Here is a 16845-nt window from a genome sequence, read left to right on the forward strand (position 1 = left end):
TCTGCCTACAGGGGTTGGTAGGGGTCGTGGCTCTCGTGGTCGTCAGCACCGTCGGCGTCGTGGGCGGCGCGGGCGTCGGAGGCGCTGACGCGCGGCTCGCGCGACGGCTCGAGAGGTAGCGGGTGCTCGACGGCGGAGTCGTCACGCGCGACAGGTAGCTCAGCCATGCATCGGCCTAGGGCTATGGATCATGCAGTCATGCTCGGCGGACGAGTGACCACTCGCTATCCAGCGGATACGTCAATTTTCACGGCACGCCGCCGAGCGTTTCCTCTTCTGCGAACACTCCGGCCTCCACTGCCTTGACCGCGAGCGCGGTCCGGGAGGTCACCTTCAGCTTGCGCATCGCCGCACGTAGCTGCTGATCCACCGTCGCCGGCGACTTCGCCAGGATCCGGCTGATCTCCCGGTTCGTCTTGCCGGCGACAACCAGTTGGACCACGTCGAGCTCGCGAGGTGAGAGCTGGTCGCCGTACCCCCGTCGGCCGCCGCGCCACAATCGCGGCACCTCGGCGCCGTGTTCGCGAAGCCGCTGCGCGACACGGTCCGCGTCGCCGCGGGCGCCGAGCCTGAACAGTTGCTCGTACTGCGCGGCCAGCAGCTCTCGGCCCTGTTCGATCTGGCCTTGCGCGATGAGCGCCTCGGCTTGACGCTCGCGGGCGAGCATGGCGTCGTAGGGGCGCGGCAACGCGCTCCAGGCGCGTGCCGCCCGATCGTAGGCGGTCGCCGCGCGGGCGTGGTCTCCGGCTGCGGCGAGCAGCAGGGCACGGCATACGGTGAGCGCGGCGCGCGGCGCGGGCGCCGTACGGCCACGCAGTCCTCTGGCGAACTGGTCGTTCAGGCGGGTCGCTGCCTTCAGGTCGCCTGCGGCGAGGTGCGCCTCGATCCGGGCGGGGACGAGGTCCGTCGCCCAGACCCAGATGCCCTTTCTCCGGACGGTGTCGATCGGCTCGTTCGTGACCTGCAGCGCCCGGGCGCTGTTTCCGTCCGTCAGCCACAGTCTGGCCAGCGCAGCGGCGGCCTCCATGGTGTCGTCGGCTGCGCCGAGACGGGCGGACTCCTCGAGGACCAGCCGGAACTGCTCCTCCGCAGCGCGCCGCCGTCCGGCAGCGGCTGCCAGCCGGGCCGCGAGCCGAATGCTGCCGAGGTAGTGTGCCGGCCGGTCCCGGTCGGCATCGGCGAGTGCCGCGCTGCGCTCCGCGAGACCCTCCCACCGGCCGGTGAGCCACGCCAGGTTGGCCTGTTCGAGTCGGACGTTGTGCTGCAACCGGGACGCCTGCTCGGCCTCGGCAAGGCGCATGGCCACGGCGAGGTGTTCCTCGGCGTCGGCGTACCGACCCCAGATCAGCGCGCCGGTCCCGACGTTTGCGTGGATGCGGGCCACGTCGAGACGCTCCGCCGAGGTCGCGCCGTCGACGGGCAGGTCGGCGACGACGTCCCAGGCCTCCTCTTCGCCGAGCATGAGCAACGCGGCGGCCCGGTTGCCGGCCAGGTTCAGCCGCTCCGCGGGAGAGTCGAATTCGGCGGTGAGCTCGGCGGCGCGATCCAGCCAACGCCGGTGGGTCGACGCCGGCCACGGTCCCGCATAGGCCCATCCGAGGTAGGTCATCGCCCGGGCCGCCTCGACCGGGTCGTGGTCGAGGTTGGCCACCGCCTGCTCGAGCTCGCTGAGTGCGGCCTGCGCCTCGCCTCCGGTGATCAGGAGCCGACCCAGGGGGTTGCGGATCTCGGCCTGCTGGCGGGCGGAGAGCCCAGGGGTCTCCAGCACCGAGCGCAAGGTACGGATCACGCGGTGGTAGACCTCGTCGACCGGCTCACGACGGCCCAGTGCGGCTACTCCGGCGATGCGCGCGACTCGTGCCCGATCCGCCGGCGGCAACACAGCCCACGACAGCAGATCGACCAGCAGGTCGACGGCCTTGGTGTGGTCACCCGAGGCCATGGCCAGCTCGGCGCCCTGCTCGGCGTACCGCGCCCAGGACTGCGTCTCGCCCGCCTCTCGGAAGTGGCGGGCAAGGCGTGCGACAGGCGGCGGATGGATGTCCTCCAAGGCCCGGCCGGCCAGCAGGTGGAAGTGCCTGCGGTCGGTCAACGGGATCGCTTCGTAGACAGCCGTGGCGGCCAGCACATGCCGGAACCGCCACTGGCCCCGGTCGTTTCCGTCGAGGATGCCGGCATCGGCCGCCTCCGCGACAGCGCCTCGACACGCATCCGGTGACAGACCGGCGGTCATCGCGATCGTGGCCACCGACGACCGCTCAGCCAACGTCGCCGCGGCCCGCAGCACCTGCTGCGCCGTCGGCGACAGCCGGCCCACCCGCTCCCGGGTGGAGTCGCGCACCGTCGGCGGCACCTGCAGCTCGCGCAGCTTCAACCGGACCCACTGCCCGTCGCGGAAGACGAGGTCGGCACGGTCGCACATGAGGCGAACCGACTCCTCCAGCGCCAGCGGAACGCCACCGGTCCGCTCGTGCATGAACGTCGTGAACTCCTGCGAAATCGGATTGCCGTCCAGCATCGAGGACACCAGCGCTGCCGTGTCGTCGGGTCGCATGGGCGCCAGGGCGATCCTCAGCTGGGTCACGCCAGCAGGCAGCCGGGACGTCAGCCGCAGCAACAGCGACCCGGCGTCCACCTCCTCCGGCCTATAGGAGATCACGAGGCTCGGCCCGTCCGACTGCTGCCGGGAGGTGACGAACAGCAGGAACTCCAAGGTCACCTCGTCGGCCCAGTGCGCGTCCTCGAGCACGAGAACGTCGACACGCAGAGCCCGCAGCAGCTCGTCCAGGGCGCGGAACAGGCGATGCCGCGCCGCCTTCGCATCGTCCAAGGGCGGCAACGCGGGCGGCAGGTCCGACGACCATTCAGGGAACAGGGGTCGTAACGCACCCGCAAGCTCGGTGAGCCGCAACCGGGACACCGGCCGGTCGATCCCACCGAACGCGTCGACGATCGGCCCCAACGTCAGTGACTCGCGAAGCGGTGGACACACCGAGACCAAGGCGGTGTGCTGGTCCGGCGTGGCCAACCACTCCCGCAGCAGCCGGCTCTTCCCGATCCCCGCCTCGCCCTCCACCAGCACGATCGCCGGTGGCCGGGCCAAGGCCCCCCGAAGCGCCGTCATCTCCCGATCACGACCCACGAAATGCGGCGTGGAAACCGTCGGTGAAGTCCGTTCGTCCTCGGGCGAGGGGTCGAGCATGCGTGATGATCTCTCTTTTCGCTGCTCGGGCGCAAGTAGCATCACGGCGACTTGCGTTGCGGAGCCACTGCTGGCTGGAACAACACTGTCCCCGGCCCAGCCGGCGCACCCACGGCTCCTGGTATTCACGCCTCGGCCACCAGCGTGCTGGGCCGCTCGGAGCGGCGCCGGGCTGTCGAGGCGGCCACCACCCGCCTGGCGGACCACCGGCCATCGCGCCCGGTGACCGGACCCTCCGGTGCGCAGCTCGACGGTGGTGTCGCGTGACCGATGTGCTGCGTGAGCGCTACACCAAACTCCTGCGGTGGTACCCGGCCGCCGACCGCGCCGACCGGGGCGCCGAGATCGTCGACACGTACACGGGCCACTGATCGGTCGCGAAGTGGTCGCCGTCAGGCCCGCGGACAGGACTGGCTCGGCCCCGAGCTGGGTGTGCCGGCTTCGCACCGGCGCACACCGCACTCCGAGGACTCCGCCGACCAGCGGCGTGTCACCGACCAACGTGGTGGCCGGTTACACCTGGAGCGCGAGCATCGCCGCCGCGACCTCATCGGCGGCCGCCCGGGGATCGCCGTCGCGGCCCGTTGGAGCACGAGCAGCCGCGCACCAGGGATCTCGCGCGCGAGCGCTTCGCCGTTGCCGACAGGGAAGAACGGGTCGCGGCGACCGTGCACCACCAGCGTCGGGATCGCGAGCTCGGACAGGCGCTCGCGCCAGCGCGGTGTGCAGTCGAGCCTGGCGAACACCATGCCCAGATGGTTGGCCATCTGCACCGCGGGCTCCGTGCTCGGCGTGCGGTCCCATCTGCGCGGCGGTCGCGTGCGCGGCGACGGGGTCGTCGTTGAGGATCTCCGCGCCTGCGGCGGCGAACTCGGCGACCGCGGCGCGGTCGGACCAGTCGGGCATCGCACGCGAGAACAGCCGGCCCATCGTCGCCGTGTCATGGTCAGGCAGGTCGCCGTCGACCGGGCCTGGAGCGACGGGCCGCGTTCCGACGAGGGTGAGCGCCGAGAACGCGTCCGGGTGGTCGAGCGCGGCGACCTGGGCGACCATCCCGCCAACGCCGATGCCCGCCAGGTGCGCCGGCCGGTGGTCGAGTTCGCGGGCAAGCGCCGCGGAGTCGGCTGCAAGGTCGCGCAGCGTGTACGACGGAGCCTCGGGGTCGACGGTGGTCGACACGCCGGAATCGCGCAGGTCGTACCGCACCACGTGGCGCCCGCCGCGCGCGAGCGCCTGGCAGAGTGCGTCGGGCCAGGAGAGCATGGTCGTGCCGCCCGCGAGCAGGACGAGCGGAGCCGCCGCGTCGCCGAAGTGCTCGACCCCGAGCGTTACGCCGTCCGCCTCGACCGTCGTCATCACACCTCCGCCGTCGCGTTGACGCCGCCGGATTTGCGGAACGAGTGGACCGTCGGATACATCAGGAACCTCCAGGGCGGCGTCGTGGGCCGGTGGCGCGGGGACGGCGGCACAAGCGACGCGTCCCCGCCGGTGGTCTGCGTCGGTCGAACGAATGCGACTGCTCAGAGATGGACGACTGGCGGGGCGGACACTCATCGGGAACCTGTCCGCAAGGCAACGATGACCGAGCGGCCGTAGAACGCGAGGATCTCGCTGAGCGCGGCGTTGCCCGCAGCGTCCCAGCGTTTACCCGCGACCCGCCACCATCGGCCACCGGCGTCAGGAACGTCGCCTCGGGCCAGAAAGAGCGAGGTCTGGCCGGCGCTGCCGGGTCAAGCTGCGGCACCTACCGCGCGTGCGATCATGTCGGCCAGGTCGGCGGCGAACCGCTCGTCCGGCGGCTGCCGCTCGATCACCAGACGGTACACCAGTGGCGCGGCGACCAGCGTCGCTGCGGCCTGCACATCGACATCGGCGCGGACGTCACCGCGCGCGATCCCGCGCTCGAGGATCTTCCTCGTCTCACCCATGATCCGCGAGACGTATCCGCGATACGCACCGTTGACGTCGCCGCCCTCCTCCACCGCGGTGATCATGCCCGCCATCAGCCGGGACGTGCCCGGTATCCGGTAGGCCTCCACACGGGCGTCGAGCACCGCACGGAGTTCGGCACGGAAGTCGCCCATGTCAGGCACGGTCAGTACGCCGATTCGGTTCTCCGCCGCCGCGATGACCAGGTCGTGCTTGGAAGGCCACCGGCGATAGATGGCCGGCTTGCTGACGCCCGCGCGAGCGGCCACCGCATCCATCGTCACCGCGGCCATACCCTGCTCGGTCACCAACTCCAGAACCGCCGACAGAACCGCCCCGGTCACCCGCTCCTCCCGCGGACGACCCGGCCCACGCTCCACCCGACTCACCATGCCCGAAGCCTACGTGCGGCTCCAGTTACCTTCAGGGAGCGGTGCAACAGGGATCGGAGAGCCGAAACGACGGATTGGCTCTGGGCCTGCTGTCCGTGCTGCAGGCGCCGGGCGGCGGCCGCGGCCCGCGCTCGCTGCACTTCCTCGTCACCTGGGTCCGACACCCGGTGCTGTTCGCCCATTCGCTGAGCAGGCGCCGCTGGTCGGTGCGGACCATCATCGGCCTGGTCATGCAGTCCCTGGACAACTTCGGCACCGGCTCAGGTAAGAAGGTGCGCCGAGGCAAGGCCAAGCTGACCTCCCGACAGGGGCACGGGGCCCCCAGCCCGACCTCGATCTCTGCGGCCGAGCAGGCGGGCCGCCTGCTCGGCCGCGAGATCAACGGCTTCCCGGGCAGTTCGGTGGGTGAGATCTTCGACATCCCTCTGGCCGCGATCTTCATCGGCGGCTGCCCCATCGGCGACAGCCCCGACACCGGCGTGATCGACCCCTACCACCGCCTCTACGGGCACCCTGGGATCAGCGTCGTCGACGGCTCTGTCGTCTGCGCCAACGTCGGGGTAAACCCCGCCTTGACCGTCACCGCTCAGGCCGAGCGGGCCATGTCGCTGTGGCGGAACAAGGGCGAGGCCGACCTGCGCCCCGCCCAGGGAGAGCCGTACCGGTCCATCCCCGCCGGTCAAACCGATTCGTCCCGCTGTGCCCGAGGCCGCCTTCGCGGCCTTCCGCCTTCCGTACCTGCCTGCACCTACCACCCGGCCGGAGGCGGCCGGCGCCCGGAGCGCTGAGGAGCCCTCGAAGTGACGCTGCTGCTCAACCCGTGTACCTACGGCCCCACCCCCTTGACGAGGAGAGCCGGCGACTGCTGCGCGCCACCGTCGCCTGGTTCGAGAACCGGGGCAAGAACGCGCTGACCGACGCCTACAACACCCACGAGTGCGCGCGCAAGGCCGCGCTCAGCGAGATCCTTGGGGCGGGTACAACGTTTACACTCGCGAGATCGAGGAGTTGCTGTACGAGCACCCGGCGGTGCGGGATGTGGCCGTCATCGGCATCCCCGCCCGAAGCTGGGCGAGCAGGTCTGCGCCGCGGTCGCGCTGAAGGACGGCGCCACCCCCGAAGAGCTGCGCGAGCACGTCGAGGCGCGGGCGGCGCTGTACAAGTACCCGCGGCACGTGTGGATCGTCGACAAGCTGCCCAAGACGGCCACCGGCAAGATCCGCAAACGCTAGGCGGCGGCGCGCCGGCCGAACTGGTCGGGTAAAGCGCCTCCAGGCTCAGCGCGGCCCCGCAGCGAAGCAGGTTGCCCTTCGCCCCGAAGGACAATCGCCCGCCCTTCTTCCCCGCTGGCGCGAGCCCACCGGGCTCGCGCCAGCGGCGAGGCCGAAATGGCCGTCAGCCACCACGGCCCGGTTCTGGCTGCCGCATGGTCCATGCTCATCCGTTGGTCTCCGGCCCGATCGTCACCCGGTGAACCGCTTCACCTGAGCGAGGTGGCCCCCCGCGCCCAACCACGGATCTTGCCGGTCGGCGGCGCCTGCGTCGGACCGTTCGTGCAAAGGGCGTCCGCGGGGGCGCGGCCCGGCGAAGAATGAGGGGCAGGTAGGAGGGTTATGAACCTGCTGAGCGTCCTACCGCTTGCACTGGTGATGATCGCCGGTCCGCAGATCATCAGTGCCATCTTCCTGGCCTCCAGCAGGGACGCGAAGCGCAGCTCGCTTGCCTTCCTGGTCGGAGCTGGGCTCGCCGTACTCGTCGCGCTGACTGTGTGGTACGTCGTGTTCCACACCGTGCGTGCCGCTGGAAACGGGCAGCACAAGAATGACGGCGAACGGCACCTGATCGACTGGGTGGTGCTGCTGGTGCTGCTGGCGTTGATGGCGATGATCTTCTCCCGCCGCAAGAGAACCCAGCCGCCCAAGTGGATGAGCAGGTTGCAGGAGGCCAAGCCGCGCTTCGCCCTCGGGCTGGGCGTCCTTCTCTTCCTCGCCATGCCCAGTGACGAGGCGACCATGCTGGCTGTCGCCGCAAGCCTGGCGGGCCACGGCAAGCCGTGGTGGCATCTGCTGCCGTTCCTGTGTCTGACGCTGCTGCTACTGGCATTGCCACTGCTCGCCCTGCTCGCGTTCGGTCAGCGGGCGGCAGCAGCGCTGCCGAAGATCCGCAACTGGGCCAACGACCACTCGTGGTGGGTCAGCGAGGCAGTGATCCTGATCTTCGTGGCTATCGTCGTGTCCGACCTGCTCAAGTAAGGCCCCGCCCGCGCATCACCCTCGGGCTGGAGGTTGCCAGTCGGGGTTCAGACCGTTTGACGCGGAGCCAGGAGCCCTGCGGCCCTGCGTCACCATCCGCTGGCACCGCCGTAGCTATTCGGAGGCCGTCAGGCCCGCCAGCCTATTCGCCTCTGCTTCTGGCAGTCCGGAGGCTTGTAGCAGCGCGCTGACGGTGGCGCGCAGTTGTGCGACGACGACGGTTACGGAGGACTCGACACCGTCGGAGCAGGCCTGGTTGACTTCTTTGATCGCCTGCATTGCCCGCGCGCGTGTGGGACCTGGCTCCCGGCCGGCGACGACGTCGCGATACAGGAGCCTCAGCGCCTGGCCGGCGTGCTCGATCGACGGTGGAAGGCCGGCCGGCACCGGCTCACCGGCGCGGAGCGTCTCGACCGCCCAGTGCACCATTTCGCGGGTGGAGGTGTAGGCCGCATCGAGGTGCTCGGCGGCGTGCTCCCACCGGCGCATGATGCCGATCCGTCGTCTCCGCCACGGTGAGAGGATCGCGACCTGCCGCGCCGCGGCCACCAACTCGGCCGTCTTCTGTCTTTTCTCCCATGCCGTAGAGAAGCGCTCCAGGGCGCACTCGGCCTGTTGAGGGTCACGATGGGCCAGTGCGTCGGCGACGGCCGTCAGCTCACGGGCGAAGGCATCCAGCGTCGGACCGACGCTGCGATGTACGACGCGCAGCGGGTTGAGTGGCAGGATCAGGAACGCGACGGCGATGGCGACGACACCACCGACCACCGCACTTGCCGTTCGGGGCACCGCCAGATCCGGTCCTTGCGCCACCGACCCCAACAGCAGAGCTGTGCCGCCTGCCTGCGCCAGGACCGCGCCGGTGCCCCGAAACGCGACTGCCACCGCAATGGCCAATGCCACGACCACGCCGGTTTGGACCGGCCCTACCCCGAAGATCCGCGTGATCACATGCGCGACCACCGCCCCCATGGTCACGCCGGCAATGAACTCCAGCGCGCGCCTGATTCGATTGCCGATGGCTCCCGCGATCGTGCCGATCGCGACGGCGGGCGCGAAAATCGGCTGCGCATTGTGCAGTACGTCGCGGGTGATGAACCAGGACAGCTCGGCTGCCACACCCGCCTGCGCCGCGACGATGAGGTACGTGCGAAGCCGCTCGTACACGTCTCGGCGCCCCCGCCGTACACCCCCGCTCAACGCACCCCGAAGCCGGCCGAGCACCTCTCACCCCCGCGTATCCATCGGCTCCCCAACGACATCGTCGTATGCCAACAGCGATCGGATGCTCGAGATCCCGAAGCTGCCGCATCAGATCTTTAAGCCCTAGGGGCCCGCTCTGGAGACCGCTACCGCGCCGCTATCGGCAACGGCACCGACCGCAGCATCGTCAGCCGGTGGATGGCCCCGGTCCGAACCGAGCAGGTCGCCGCCGAGGCCCCCTGCGACGTCTCGGCGAACACCGACACCTCACCGCTGAGGCTCGTCTTGCGGGTAGGTCGGAATGCGGCACGCCGCCCGCAGCAGCCTGCTGTGGACATTCGCTTTGGGACGCCGGCCAAGACCCTGGGCAGTGCGGGCCGCCCAAACTGCACGGGGACCGGTTCGCCTGCGCTGATCCCACGGCCTGGCCCGAACCCGGCCGCGATGTGCACACGGTCGCTGGCTTGTCCAGTCCGGCCGCATCACGTGTCGTGTGGCCGCGGTGGTGATGTGAGGACAGGCAGGGTGGCCGGCGTTCGGATTCACCCCACCCGTCCTTCGTCACTGCCCGCTTGGCGCCGTTTGGCGGGCCGTCATTGCCGGGCCATGGCGACGCGCCAGCGTTCCTCGATGGGGATGAGGTGCTCGGCGTTGGCCGCTTCGGCGTCGACGTCGATCTGGACCCAACGGATGGTGCCGCTGAAGTCGTTGCCCCGGGCCGGGTACTCCGGGGTGACCGTGGAGCCGGACTCCCGGCCGACGTGGGTGGCCTCGTCTGCGGAGAACATCACCGGCTGGGTGGCCGACACGGTGCCGCGGCCCACTTCGACGCCGTCGAGGTGGAGGGTGACAGTGCCGCCCTTGGCCAGGCCGGGGCCGGCGTAGGCGAACTCCACCCGGACCTGGTGCTCCCCGGCCGGGATCTCGACATCGGAGTCGATGTAGAAGTGGCGCAGGCCGACGAGGTTGTAGCAGTAGCGCAGCCGCCCCTCGCGGGCGTACAGGCTCCAGCCGCCGGCCATGCCGCCCTGGGCGATGATGACGCCCTCCGCGCCGGCGTCGGGCACCACGACCTGGGCCGTGACGGCGTGGCTCTTGTTCTTGATGTTGATGACGGAGTTCTCGTTCAGGTGGCCCATTCCGGGGAACAGCACCTGCGTGTTGCCTCGGATCAGCTGCGGCCGCCCGGCCAGGTCGGGGTTGAACCGCTCGGCGCCCCGGTCGTCCAGCGGCAGCACCCCGTGTTTGGTCGCCTCGATCAGCCACAGCCGCTGCAGTCGGTGCAGCATGTCGGGCTGCTCAGCAGCCAGGTCGCGGGACTGGGTCCAGTCCTCGGGGCCGTACAGTTCCCACACGTCGTCGTCGAAGGCGGCCAGTTGCGCGCCGAGCAGCAGCCACGGCGTACGGTGCCGGGTGACCGCGGTCCAGCCCCGGTGGTAGATGCCGCGGTTGCCGCCGATCTCGAAGTACTGCGTCTGGTGGCGCTCCGACGCGGCCCCGTCACTGAACGTGTAGCGCATGCTGACGCCCTCGATCGGGGCCTGCGTCACGCCGTGCACGGTGGTCGGTTCGGGCAGCCCGGCCGCTTCGAGGATGGTTGGGGCGACGTCGATGACGTGCGCGAACTGCTCGCGCAGCTCGCCGGCGGCGGTGATGCGGGCGGGCCAGTGCACGATGGTGCCGTTGCGGGTGCCGCCCCAGTGCGAGGCCACCTGCTTGGTCCACTGGTACGGCGTGGACAGCGCGTGCGCCCAGCCGACCGCGAAGTGGTTGTACGAGCTGGGAGTGCCGAGCTCGTCCATCCGCGCGCGCAGAAACTCCGGGGTTTCCAGCGCGCCCATGCCGTTGTAGTTGATCGATCCGTTGAAGGTGCCATGCATGGCTCCTTCGGCGGAGGCGCCGTTGTCGCCGATGATGTAGTAGATCAGCGTGTTGTCGAGCAGTTCCAGGTCGTCCAGGGCCTGTACGAGCCGGCCGATCTGGTCGTCGGTGTGCGCCAGGAATCCGGCGTAGACCTCCATCTGCCGGGCGAGCACCGGCTTGAGGTCGTCAGGCATGCCGTCCCAGTGCGGGATCTCCGGGTTGAAGGCGGTCAGCACCGCGTCGGGCGGGATCACGCCGAGCTCCTTCTGCCGTTCGAAGATCTCCTCGCGCAGCGCGTCCCAGCCGGCGTCGAAGCGCCCGGCGTACCGGTCGCACCACTGCTTGGGCGCGTGGTGCGGGGAGTGCGTGGCGCCGGGCGCGAAGTACATGAAGAACGGGCGGTCCGGCTGCAGCGCGTGCTGGCGGCGGATCCAGTCCACGCCTCGGTCGGCCAGGTCCTCGGTGAGGTGGTAGCCCTCCTCCGGGGTGCGGGTCGGCTTGACCGGGGTGGTGCCGTGGTAGAGGGTCGGGTAGTACTGGTTGGTCTCGGCTCCGATGAAACCGTAGAAGTACTCGAAACCGCTGCCGGTGGGCCAGCGGTCGAACGGGCCGGCCGGGCTCGTCTCCCACACCGGGACCTCGTGGCACTTGCCTAGCTGAGCGGTGGCATAGCCGTTGAGCCGCAGCGTCTCGGCCAGCGGCGCCTTGCTGTTGGGCCGGATGGTGCTGTAGCCCGGCGCGGAGGTGGCCAGCTCGGTGATCGCGCCCATGCCGACCGAGTGGTGGTTGCGGCCGGTCAGCAGCGCCTGCCGCGTGGGCGAGCACAGCGCCGTGGTGTGGAACCGGTTGTAGCGCAGCCCGCCGTCGGCCAGCCGCTGCGCCACCGGGGTGTCCACCGGGCCGCCGAACACGCTGGAGGCGCCGAAACCGACGTCGTCGAGCAGGATCACCAGCACGTTCGGCGCGCCCGTCGGCGGCCGCACCGGCGTGATCGGCGCGAACGAGGTGTCCGGATCCCGTGCGTGGTAGGTGGTCAGCCCCGGCTTGGGCCGGTCGGGCATGGGCAGCGTGGTGCGGGGCAGGTCGTCATGCGCAGGCACGGGTTCTCCGTTTCGATGCGGTGGGGTGATGCGGACGCCGTCGGGTCGGCGGCAGGTCACGACGCCGGCCGCACGACGCAGCGGAAGCCCAGGTGGCAGGTGGAGGTGTCAACCGGCTGGGCCAGCCGCGCGGAGGGGCGATAACGGCGGCAGTAGTTCGGCGCGCACAGGTGCGAGCCGCCCTTCATCGTCTTGCGGGGAATGCGCAGGTGCGCCTGGCCGGGTTCGAAGCTGTCGGACTCGGTGCCGCCGGCCGGGTTGACCCGGGAAGCGGGAGTGCCGCAGCAGTTGGGCCCCTTCGGTGCGAGACGGTCGTGCTCGGCGTACCAGTCGGACGTCCACTCCCACACGTTGCCGATCATGTCGTGGAGACCGTAAGCGTTGGCTGGGAAGGCGCCGACCGGTGAAGTCCCGTCGTAGCCGTCCAACCGCAGGTTCTCGTGCGGAAACCGGCCCTGCCACGTGTTGGCCATGTGGTTGCCGCCGGGGTTGAACTCGTCGCCCCACGCGTACTCGCTGCCGGACAGGCCGCCGCGTGCGGCGTACTCCCACTCGGCCTCGGTGGGCAGCTGCTTGCCGGCCCACTGCGCGTATGCGAGGGCGTCGGCATAGGCCACGTGGGTTACCGGGTGGTCGCGGCGTTCGCGCAGCGACGTGCCGGGACCACCCGGATGGCGCCAGTTCGCGCCGGGCACGTACGACCACCACTGGTAGGGGTCACCCAGGTCCACCGGATACGGCGGCGGCGTGAACACCGCAGAGGCCGGTGCGAGCAGCGCCGGGTCGGCACCGGGGTACGCGGCAGGGTCGGCGGGCCGTTCCGCCGTCGTCACGTATCCGGTGGCCTCGACGAAGGCTTCGAACTGGGCGTTGGTGACCGGGGCAGGGTCGATCCAGAACCCGTCGACATCGACCGGGTGGGCCGGGGTCTCTTCCGGGTAGTGGCGGTCCGATCCCATGGTGAACCGGCCGCTGGGGATCCACGCCATGCCCTCGGCCTGTCGTCCCGGGGTGGGCCGCGTGGTCCGCGGGCTGCCGTCGGTGTTGCTCATGCTCGTCCCCTGATAGTGCTCGGTCTCAGGTCGGTGTGCGGGTGGCGGGTGGACCGTTCGCCTGGCCTGCGGCGTGGATCGCGGTCGACGTATCCGGCCCGCCTGAGGAGGGCCGGATACGTCGACGGCGAGGGGCGGCAACCGGCCGATCACATCGCCGTCAGGGCGTCACGATCGCAAAGCGAGGATCGGGCGCGTCGAGGTAGCCCTGCATGCGCGTGAGACCGTCGAGATCGCCGTCGTGCGTGATGCCGCCGAGGCCCTTGCCGGCCAGCATGCCCAGCAGTTGCGCCTTGGTCAGGGTGAGGCTGAGATCGGGGTTCCCGGCGGGCGGGTTCTGCTGCTGGACGAGCACCCCGTTGCGCAGCGTGGTGCGGTACGACTGGCCGAGGTCGGTGAACGTCCAGTCGATGATGATCGTGTCGTGCCATGCCTTGGGCGCGTCGACCCGGATCGCCAGGGTGTCGAAGATCTGCTCGATCGACAGCACCGCGGCCATGCCGCCGCCGAGGTCGACCGGGGTGACGTCGGGCCCGTGGCGAAGCTCCTGCGCGGCGGTGAGGTAGAAGTTGCGCCAGATGCCGCTCTCCGCGCCGTGACCCAGCTTCTCGTACACCTGCGCGAGCAGTTCCTTCGCGTCGCCACGAGCGGGGTCGGCGAAGACCGCGTGCTGCAGCAGTTGCGCGGCGAACCGCAGGTCCCCGGCGTCGGCGTAGTCGCGCGCCTTGGTCAGGACGGCGTCGACCCCGCCGAAGCAGTCGACGTAGCGCTTGGCGGTCTCGACCGGCGGGTGCTGCCACAGGTTGGCCGGGTTGCCGTCGAACCAGCCGAGGTAGCGCTGGTAGACGGCCTTGACGTTGTGCGACACCGTCCCGTAGTAGCCGCGTCCGTGCCATGCCGCGTCCAGCGCCGGCGGAAGCTGGATCATCTCGGCGATCTCGGCGGCGTTGTGGCCCTGGTTGGCCAGCCGCAGCGTCTGGTCGTGCAGGTAGGCGTACAGGTCACGCTGCTCGGTCAGGTATCGCGTCATGTTGTCCTGGCCCCAGGTCGGCCAATGGTGCGAGGCGAACACCACGTCGGCCGCACCGTCGAACATGGTGATCGCCTCGGTGAGGTAACGCGACCAGATTCGCGCGTCGCGGACCAGCGCACCGCGGAGGGTGAGCACGTTGTGCATGGTGTGCGTGGCGTTCTCAGCCAGGCACAGGGCGCGGTGGTCGGGGAACACGAAGTTCATCTCCGACGGCGCTTCGGTGCCCGGCGTCAGCTGGAACACGATCCGCACGCCGTCGATGGTCTCTTCCTGCCCGGTGTGCGTGATGTCAATCGTGGGCGGGAACAGCGACACGGTCCCGGAGGAAGCGGCGTTGCCCAGCCCGAACCCGATCTGTCCCGCCGGGCCGGCGGGCAGCGTGGCACCGTACATGAAGCTCGCCCGGCGGGTCATCGCCGTGCCCGCGTACACGTTCTCCGCGACGGCGTGCTCCATGAACCCGGCGGGCGCGAGGATCGGGACGTCGCCGTCGGTGACACCGGCGGCGCCGCCGAAGTGATCGGCGTGGGAGTGGGAGTAGACCAGGCCGGTGACGGGGCGGTCGCCGCGGTGGGCGCGGTACAGGCCGAGCGCCGCCGCGGCGGTCTCGACGCTGAGCAGCGGGTCGACGACGATGATTCCGGTGTCGCCCTCGACGATGGTCATGTTCGAGAGGTCCAGGCCGCGTACCTGGTAGATGCCCTCGGTGATCTGGTAGAGGCCCTGGCGGGCGCACAGCTGGCTCTGCCGCCACAGGCTCGGGTTCGCGGTGTCCGGGCATTCGCCGTCGAGGAAGGCCCACGCGTCGGCGTCCCACACGACCCGCCCGTCGGCTGCAGTGACGACACCTGGCGTCAGCGCGGCGACGAAGCCGCGGTCGGCGTTGGCGAAGTCGGTCCGATCGCCGAAGTCGAGTGGGTTGTCCATTGCGGAACCTCCGTGCGTCTGAGAAGTGCTTGAGACCTGAGCTGTCGGCTGTGGGCGGATCACAGGGCCGAGCTGTCGGGCGATGACGGCGAGGCGGCGGCCGCGCCGAGGGCGGCCGGGGCGCCGGCGGGAACAGCGGGTCGGAGCGGGGCGACCGGGGCGAGCCGCACGTAGGCGGCGCCCAGCGTGGGTCTGTGGTCGGGCTGCCCGCGGTTGGGCCAGAACGCCATGGCGCGTTCGGCTTGGGCGGTGATGGTCAGCGACGGGTTGACGCCGAGGTTGGCCGACACGGTCGAGCCGTCGGCGACGTGGATGCCCGGGTGGCCGTAGAGCCGGTGGTAGGGGTCGACGACACCGGTCTCTTGAGAGTCGCCGATCGGGCAGCCGCCGATGAAGTGGGCTGTCAGGGGGATGTTGGCGATCTCGCCGATGGTGCCTCCGGCGATGCCGTCGATCTTCTCCGCGACCCGGCGGGCGGCTTCGTTGGCGGCGGGAATCCAGGACGGGTTCGGCTCGCCGTGACCGGGGCCGGAGGTGAGCTTGTACCGGCCCGACATGGTCCAGCGCCCGCGGACGGTGATCGAGTTGTCCAGCGCCTGCATCACCAGCAGGATGATCGTGCGCTCGGACCAGTTCTTCGGCGAGAACCAGGTCCAGTGCCGCGGCTGGGTGAGCATCGTCCTGGCCCAGGTGACCCAGCGGGGGCGGCCCTGGTCGCCGTCGGTGAGCGCGGTCTGCAGCAGCGCCATCAGGTTGCTGCCCTTGCCGTAGCGCACCGGTTCGATGTGGGTGTGCTCGTCGACGTGGATCGACGAGGTGATCGCGACACCCTGGGTGTAGGCGATGTTCTTGGCCCGCGCCTTGACTCCCAGCACAGACTCGGAGTTGGTCCGGGACATCTGCCCGAGCCTGCCGGAGATGCGCGGCAGCGACCCGGTGTCGCGCAGGCGGTGCAGCAGCTTCTGGGTGTTGTAGGTGCCGGCCGAGAACACCACCTGCTCGGCGGTGAAGGTGCGCCGGTGGCGCCTACGGCGTGCCGACTTGCCCGTCGCCACCGTGTGCACGGCGTAGCCCCCGGCCGGCAGCGGCTTGACGTCGACGACCGTGGTCATCGGGTGGATCTCGCAGCCGTTCTGCTCCGCCAGGTACAGGTAGTTCTTGTCCAGGGTGTTCTTGGCGTTGTACCGGCAGCCCGTCATGCAGGAGCCGCACTCGATGCAGGTGTTGCGCCTGGGTCCGGCACCGCCGAAGAACGGGTCGTCGACCTCGGTGCCGCGCTTCTGGCCGTCCTTGCCGAAGAGCACTCCCACGGGCGTCAGGGTGAACGTGGCGCCGACTCCCATGTCGTCGGCCACCGACTTGAGGACCTTGTCGGCCTCGGTGACAGTGCGGTTCATGGTGACGCCGAGCATGCGCCGGGCTTGGTCGTAGTGCGCCTCGAGTTCGTCGCGCCAGTCGGTGATGTGGGCCCACTGCGGATCGTCGAAGAACGGCGCGAGCGGCTTGTAGAGCGTGTTGGCGTAGTTCAACGATCCGCCGCCGACACCGGCGCCGCCGAGGATCACGACGTCGCGCAGCAGGTGGATGCGCTGGATGCCGAAAAGCCCCAGGGCAGGGGCCCACACGAACTTGCGCACGTCCCAGGACGTCTTGGGCAGTTCCTCGCTGGTGTAGCGCCGGCCCGCCTCGAGCACGCCGACGCGGTAGCCCTTCTCGGTCAGGCGCAGGGCAGAGACGGATCCGCCGAAGCCGGAGCCGATGACGAGGACGTCGTAATCGTGGGTACTCATGACATCACACCTTCCGCAGCAGCGTCAGATCCTTAGGTCAGCGCCCCGCACCAAATGCGTTAACGGCAGTATCGTTATTATGGATCGGCAGGGCAAGAGCCT

At 70.1% G+C, this 16845-nt stretch carries 12 protein-coding genes; 3 read left to right on the plus strand and 9 right to left on the minus strand.

The features are described 5' to 3' along the window. Positions 1-5: 5 nt before the first annotated feature. The 4 genes from GA0070214_RS31765 to GA0070214_RS10475 form a co-directional block, all read right to left on the minus strand. Positions 6-167, minus strand: a complete 162-nt coding sequence (locus GA0070214_RS31765) for a hypothetical protein (RefSeq protein WP_167364229.1) — start codon at positions 165-167, stop codon at positions 6-8. A gap of 80 nt (positions 168-247) precedes the next feature. Then, positions 248-3202, minus strand: coding sequence for an ATP-binding protein (locus tag GA0070214_RS10465; RefSeq protein WP_091261778.1), 2955 nt, complete (start codon positions 3200-3202; stop codon positions 248-250). 513 nt (positions 3203-3715) lie between these two features. Continuing rightward, positions 3716-4558: an alpha/beta fold hydrolase gene (locus GA0070214_RS10470; RefSeq protein WP_208602707.1), complete on the minus strand. Its 843-nt coding sequence runs from the start codon at positions 4556-4558 to the stop codon at positions 3716-3718. Between the two features lie 374 nt (positions 4559-4932). Next, positions 4933-5523: a TetR/AcrR family transcriptional regulator gene (locus GA0070214_RS10475; protein WP_091261779.1), complete on the minus strand. Its 591-nt coding sequence runs from the start codon at positions 5521-5523 to the stop codon at positions 4933-4935. A 41-nt stretch (positions 5524-5564) separates the two neighbouring features. Between GA0070214_RS10475 and GA0070214_RS10480 the strand changes: the two genes are divergently transcribed. The 3 genes from GA0070214_RS10480 (at position 5565) to GA0070214_RS10490 (ending at position 7775) form a co-directional block, all read left to right on the plus strand. Further along, complete coding sequence (locus GA0070214_RS10480) at positions 5565-6311, plus strand: GMC oxidoreductase (RefSeq protein WP_244167641.1); 747 nt, start codon at positions 5565-5567, stop codon at positions 6309-6311. A 180-nt stretch (positions 6312-6491) separates the two neighbouring features. Beyond that, entirely contained in the window at positions 6492-6755 is a 264-nt protein-coding gene (locus tag GA0070214_RS10485; protein WP_244167642.1) for an AMP-binding enzyme, read from the plus strand. Positions 6756-7136: 381 nt separating this feature from the next. Continuing rightward, positions 7137-7775: a GAP family protein gene (locus tag GA0070214_RS10490; protein WP_091261780.1), complete on the plus strand. Its 639-nt coding sequence runs from the start codon at positions 7137-7139 to the stop codon at positions 7773-7775. 114 nt (positions 7776-7889) lie between these two features. Here the strand turns inward: GA0070214_RS10490 and GA0070214_RS10495 are convergent, their stop codons facing one another. The 5 genes from GA0070214_RS10495 to GA0070214_RS10515 all read right to left on the minus strand — a co-directional run bounded on the left by GA0070214_RS10495 (position 7890) and on the right by GA0070214_RS10515 (position 16743). Next, positions 7890-8942: an FUSC family protein gene (locus GA0070214_RS10495; protein ID WP_244167643.1), complete on the minus strand. Its 1053-nt coding sequence runs from the start codon at positions 8940-8942 to the stop codon at positions 7890-7892. A gap of 629 nt (positions 8943-9571) precedes the next feature. After that, the gene (locus tag GA0070214_RS10500) at positions 9572-11941 is read right to left on the minus strand and encodes an arylsulfatase (RefSeq protein WP_279615647.1); all 2370 of its coding nucleotides are present in this window, start codon (positions 11939-11941) and stop codon (positions 9572-9574) included. Positions 11942-11997: 56 nt separating this feature from the next. After that, a complete protein-coding gene (locus GA0070214_RS10505; protein ID WP_377463049.1) occupies positions 11998-12993 on the minus strand; it encodes a formylglycine-generating enzyme family protein in 996 nt (331 codons plus the stop codon). 160 nt (positions 12994-13153) lie between these two features. Beyond that, positions 13154-14953 (minus strand): alkyl/aryl-sulfatase, encoded by a 1800-nt coding sequence (locus tag GA0070214_RS10510; RefSeq protein ID WP_091261783.1) that lies wholly within the window; start codon positions 14951-14953, stop codon positions 13154-13156. 59 nt (positions 14954-15012) lie between these two features. Then, the gene (locus GA0070214_RS10515) at positions 15013-16743 is read right to left on the minus strand and encodes a GMC family oxidoreductase (protein ID WP_091261784.1); all 1731 of its coding nucleotides are present in this window, start codon (positions 16741-16743) and stop codon (positions 15013-15015) included. Positions 16744-16845: the final 102 nt, after the last annotated feature.

The organism is Micromonospora chaiyaphumensis, from assembly GCF_900091435.1.
GTDB lineage: Bacteria > Actinomycetota > Actinomycetes > Mycobacteriales > Micromonosporaceae > Micromonospora > Micromonospora chaiyaphumensis.

Excerpts from the sequence above, each read along its gene's own strand:
- GA0070214_RS10515 (WP_091261784.1), bottom strand. The coding sequence starts at position 16,743 with ATGAGTACCCACGATTACGACGTCCTCGTCATCGGCTCCGGCTTCGGC.
- GA0070214_RS10465 (WP_091261778.1), bottom strand. The coding sequence starts at position 3,202 with ATGCTCGACCCCTCGCCCGAGGACGAACGGACTTCACCGACGGTTTCC.
- GA0070214_RS10510 (WP_091261783.1), bottom strand. The coding sequence starts at position 14,953 with ATGGACAACCCACTCGACTTCGGCGATCGGACCGACTTCGCCAACGCC.
- GA0070214_RS10490 (WP_091261780.1), top strand. The coding sequence starts at position 7,137 with ATGAACCTGCTGAGCGTCCTACCGCTTGCACTGGTGATGATCGCCGGT.
- GA0070214_RS10470 (WP_208602707.1), bottom strand. The coding sequence starts at position 4,558 with ATGACGACGGTCGAGGCGGACGGCGTAACGCTCGGGGTCGAGCACTTC.
- GA0070214_RS31765 (WP_167364229.1), bottom strand. The coding sequence starts at position 167 with ATGGCTGAGCTACCTGTCGCGCGTGACGACTCCGCCGTCGAGCACCCG.
- GA0070214_RS10505 (WP_377463049.1), bottom strand. The coding sequence starts at position 12,993 with ATGAGCAACACCGACGGCAGCCCGCGGACCACGCGGCCCACCCCGGGA.
- GA0070214_RS10475 (WP_091261779.1), bottom strand. The coding sequence starts at position 5,523 with ATGGTGAGTCGGGTGGAGCGTGGGCCGGGTCGTCCGCGGGAGGAGCGG.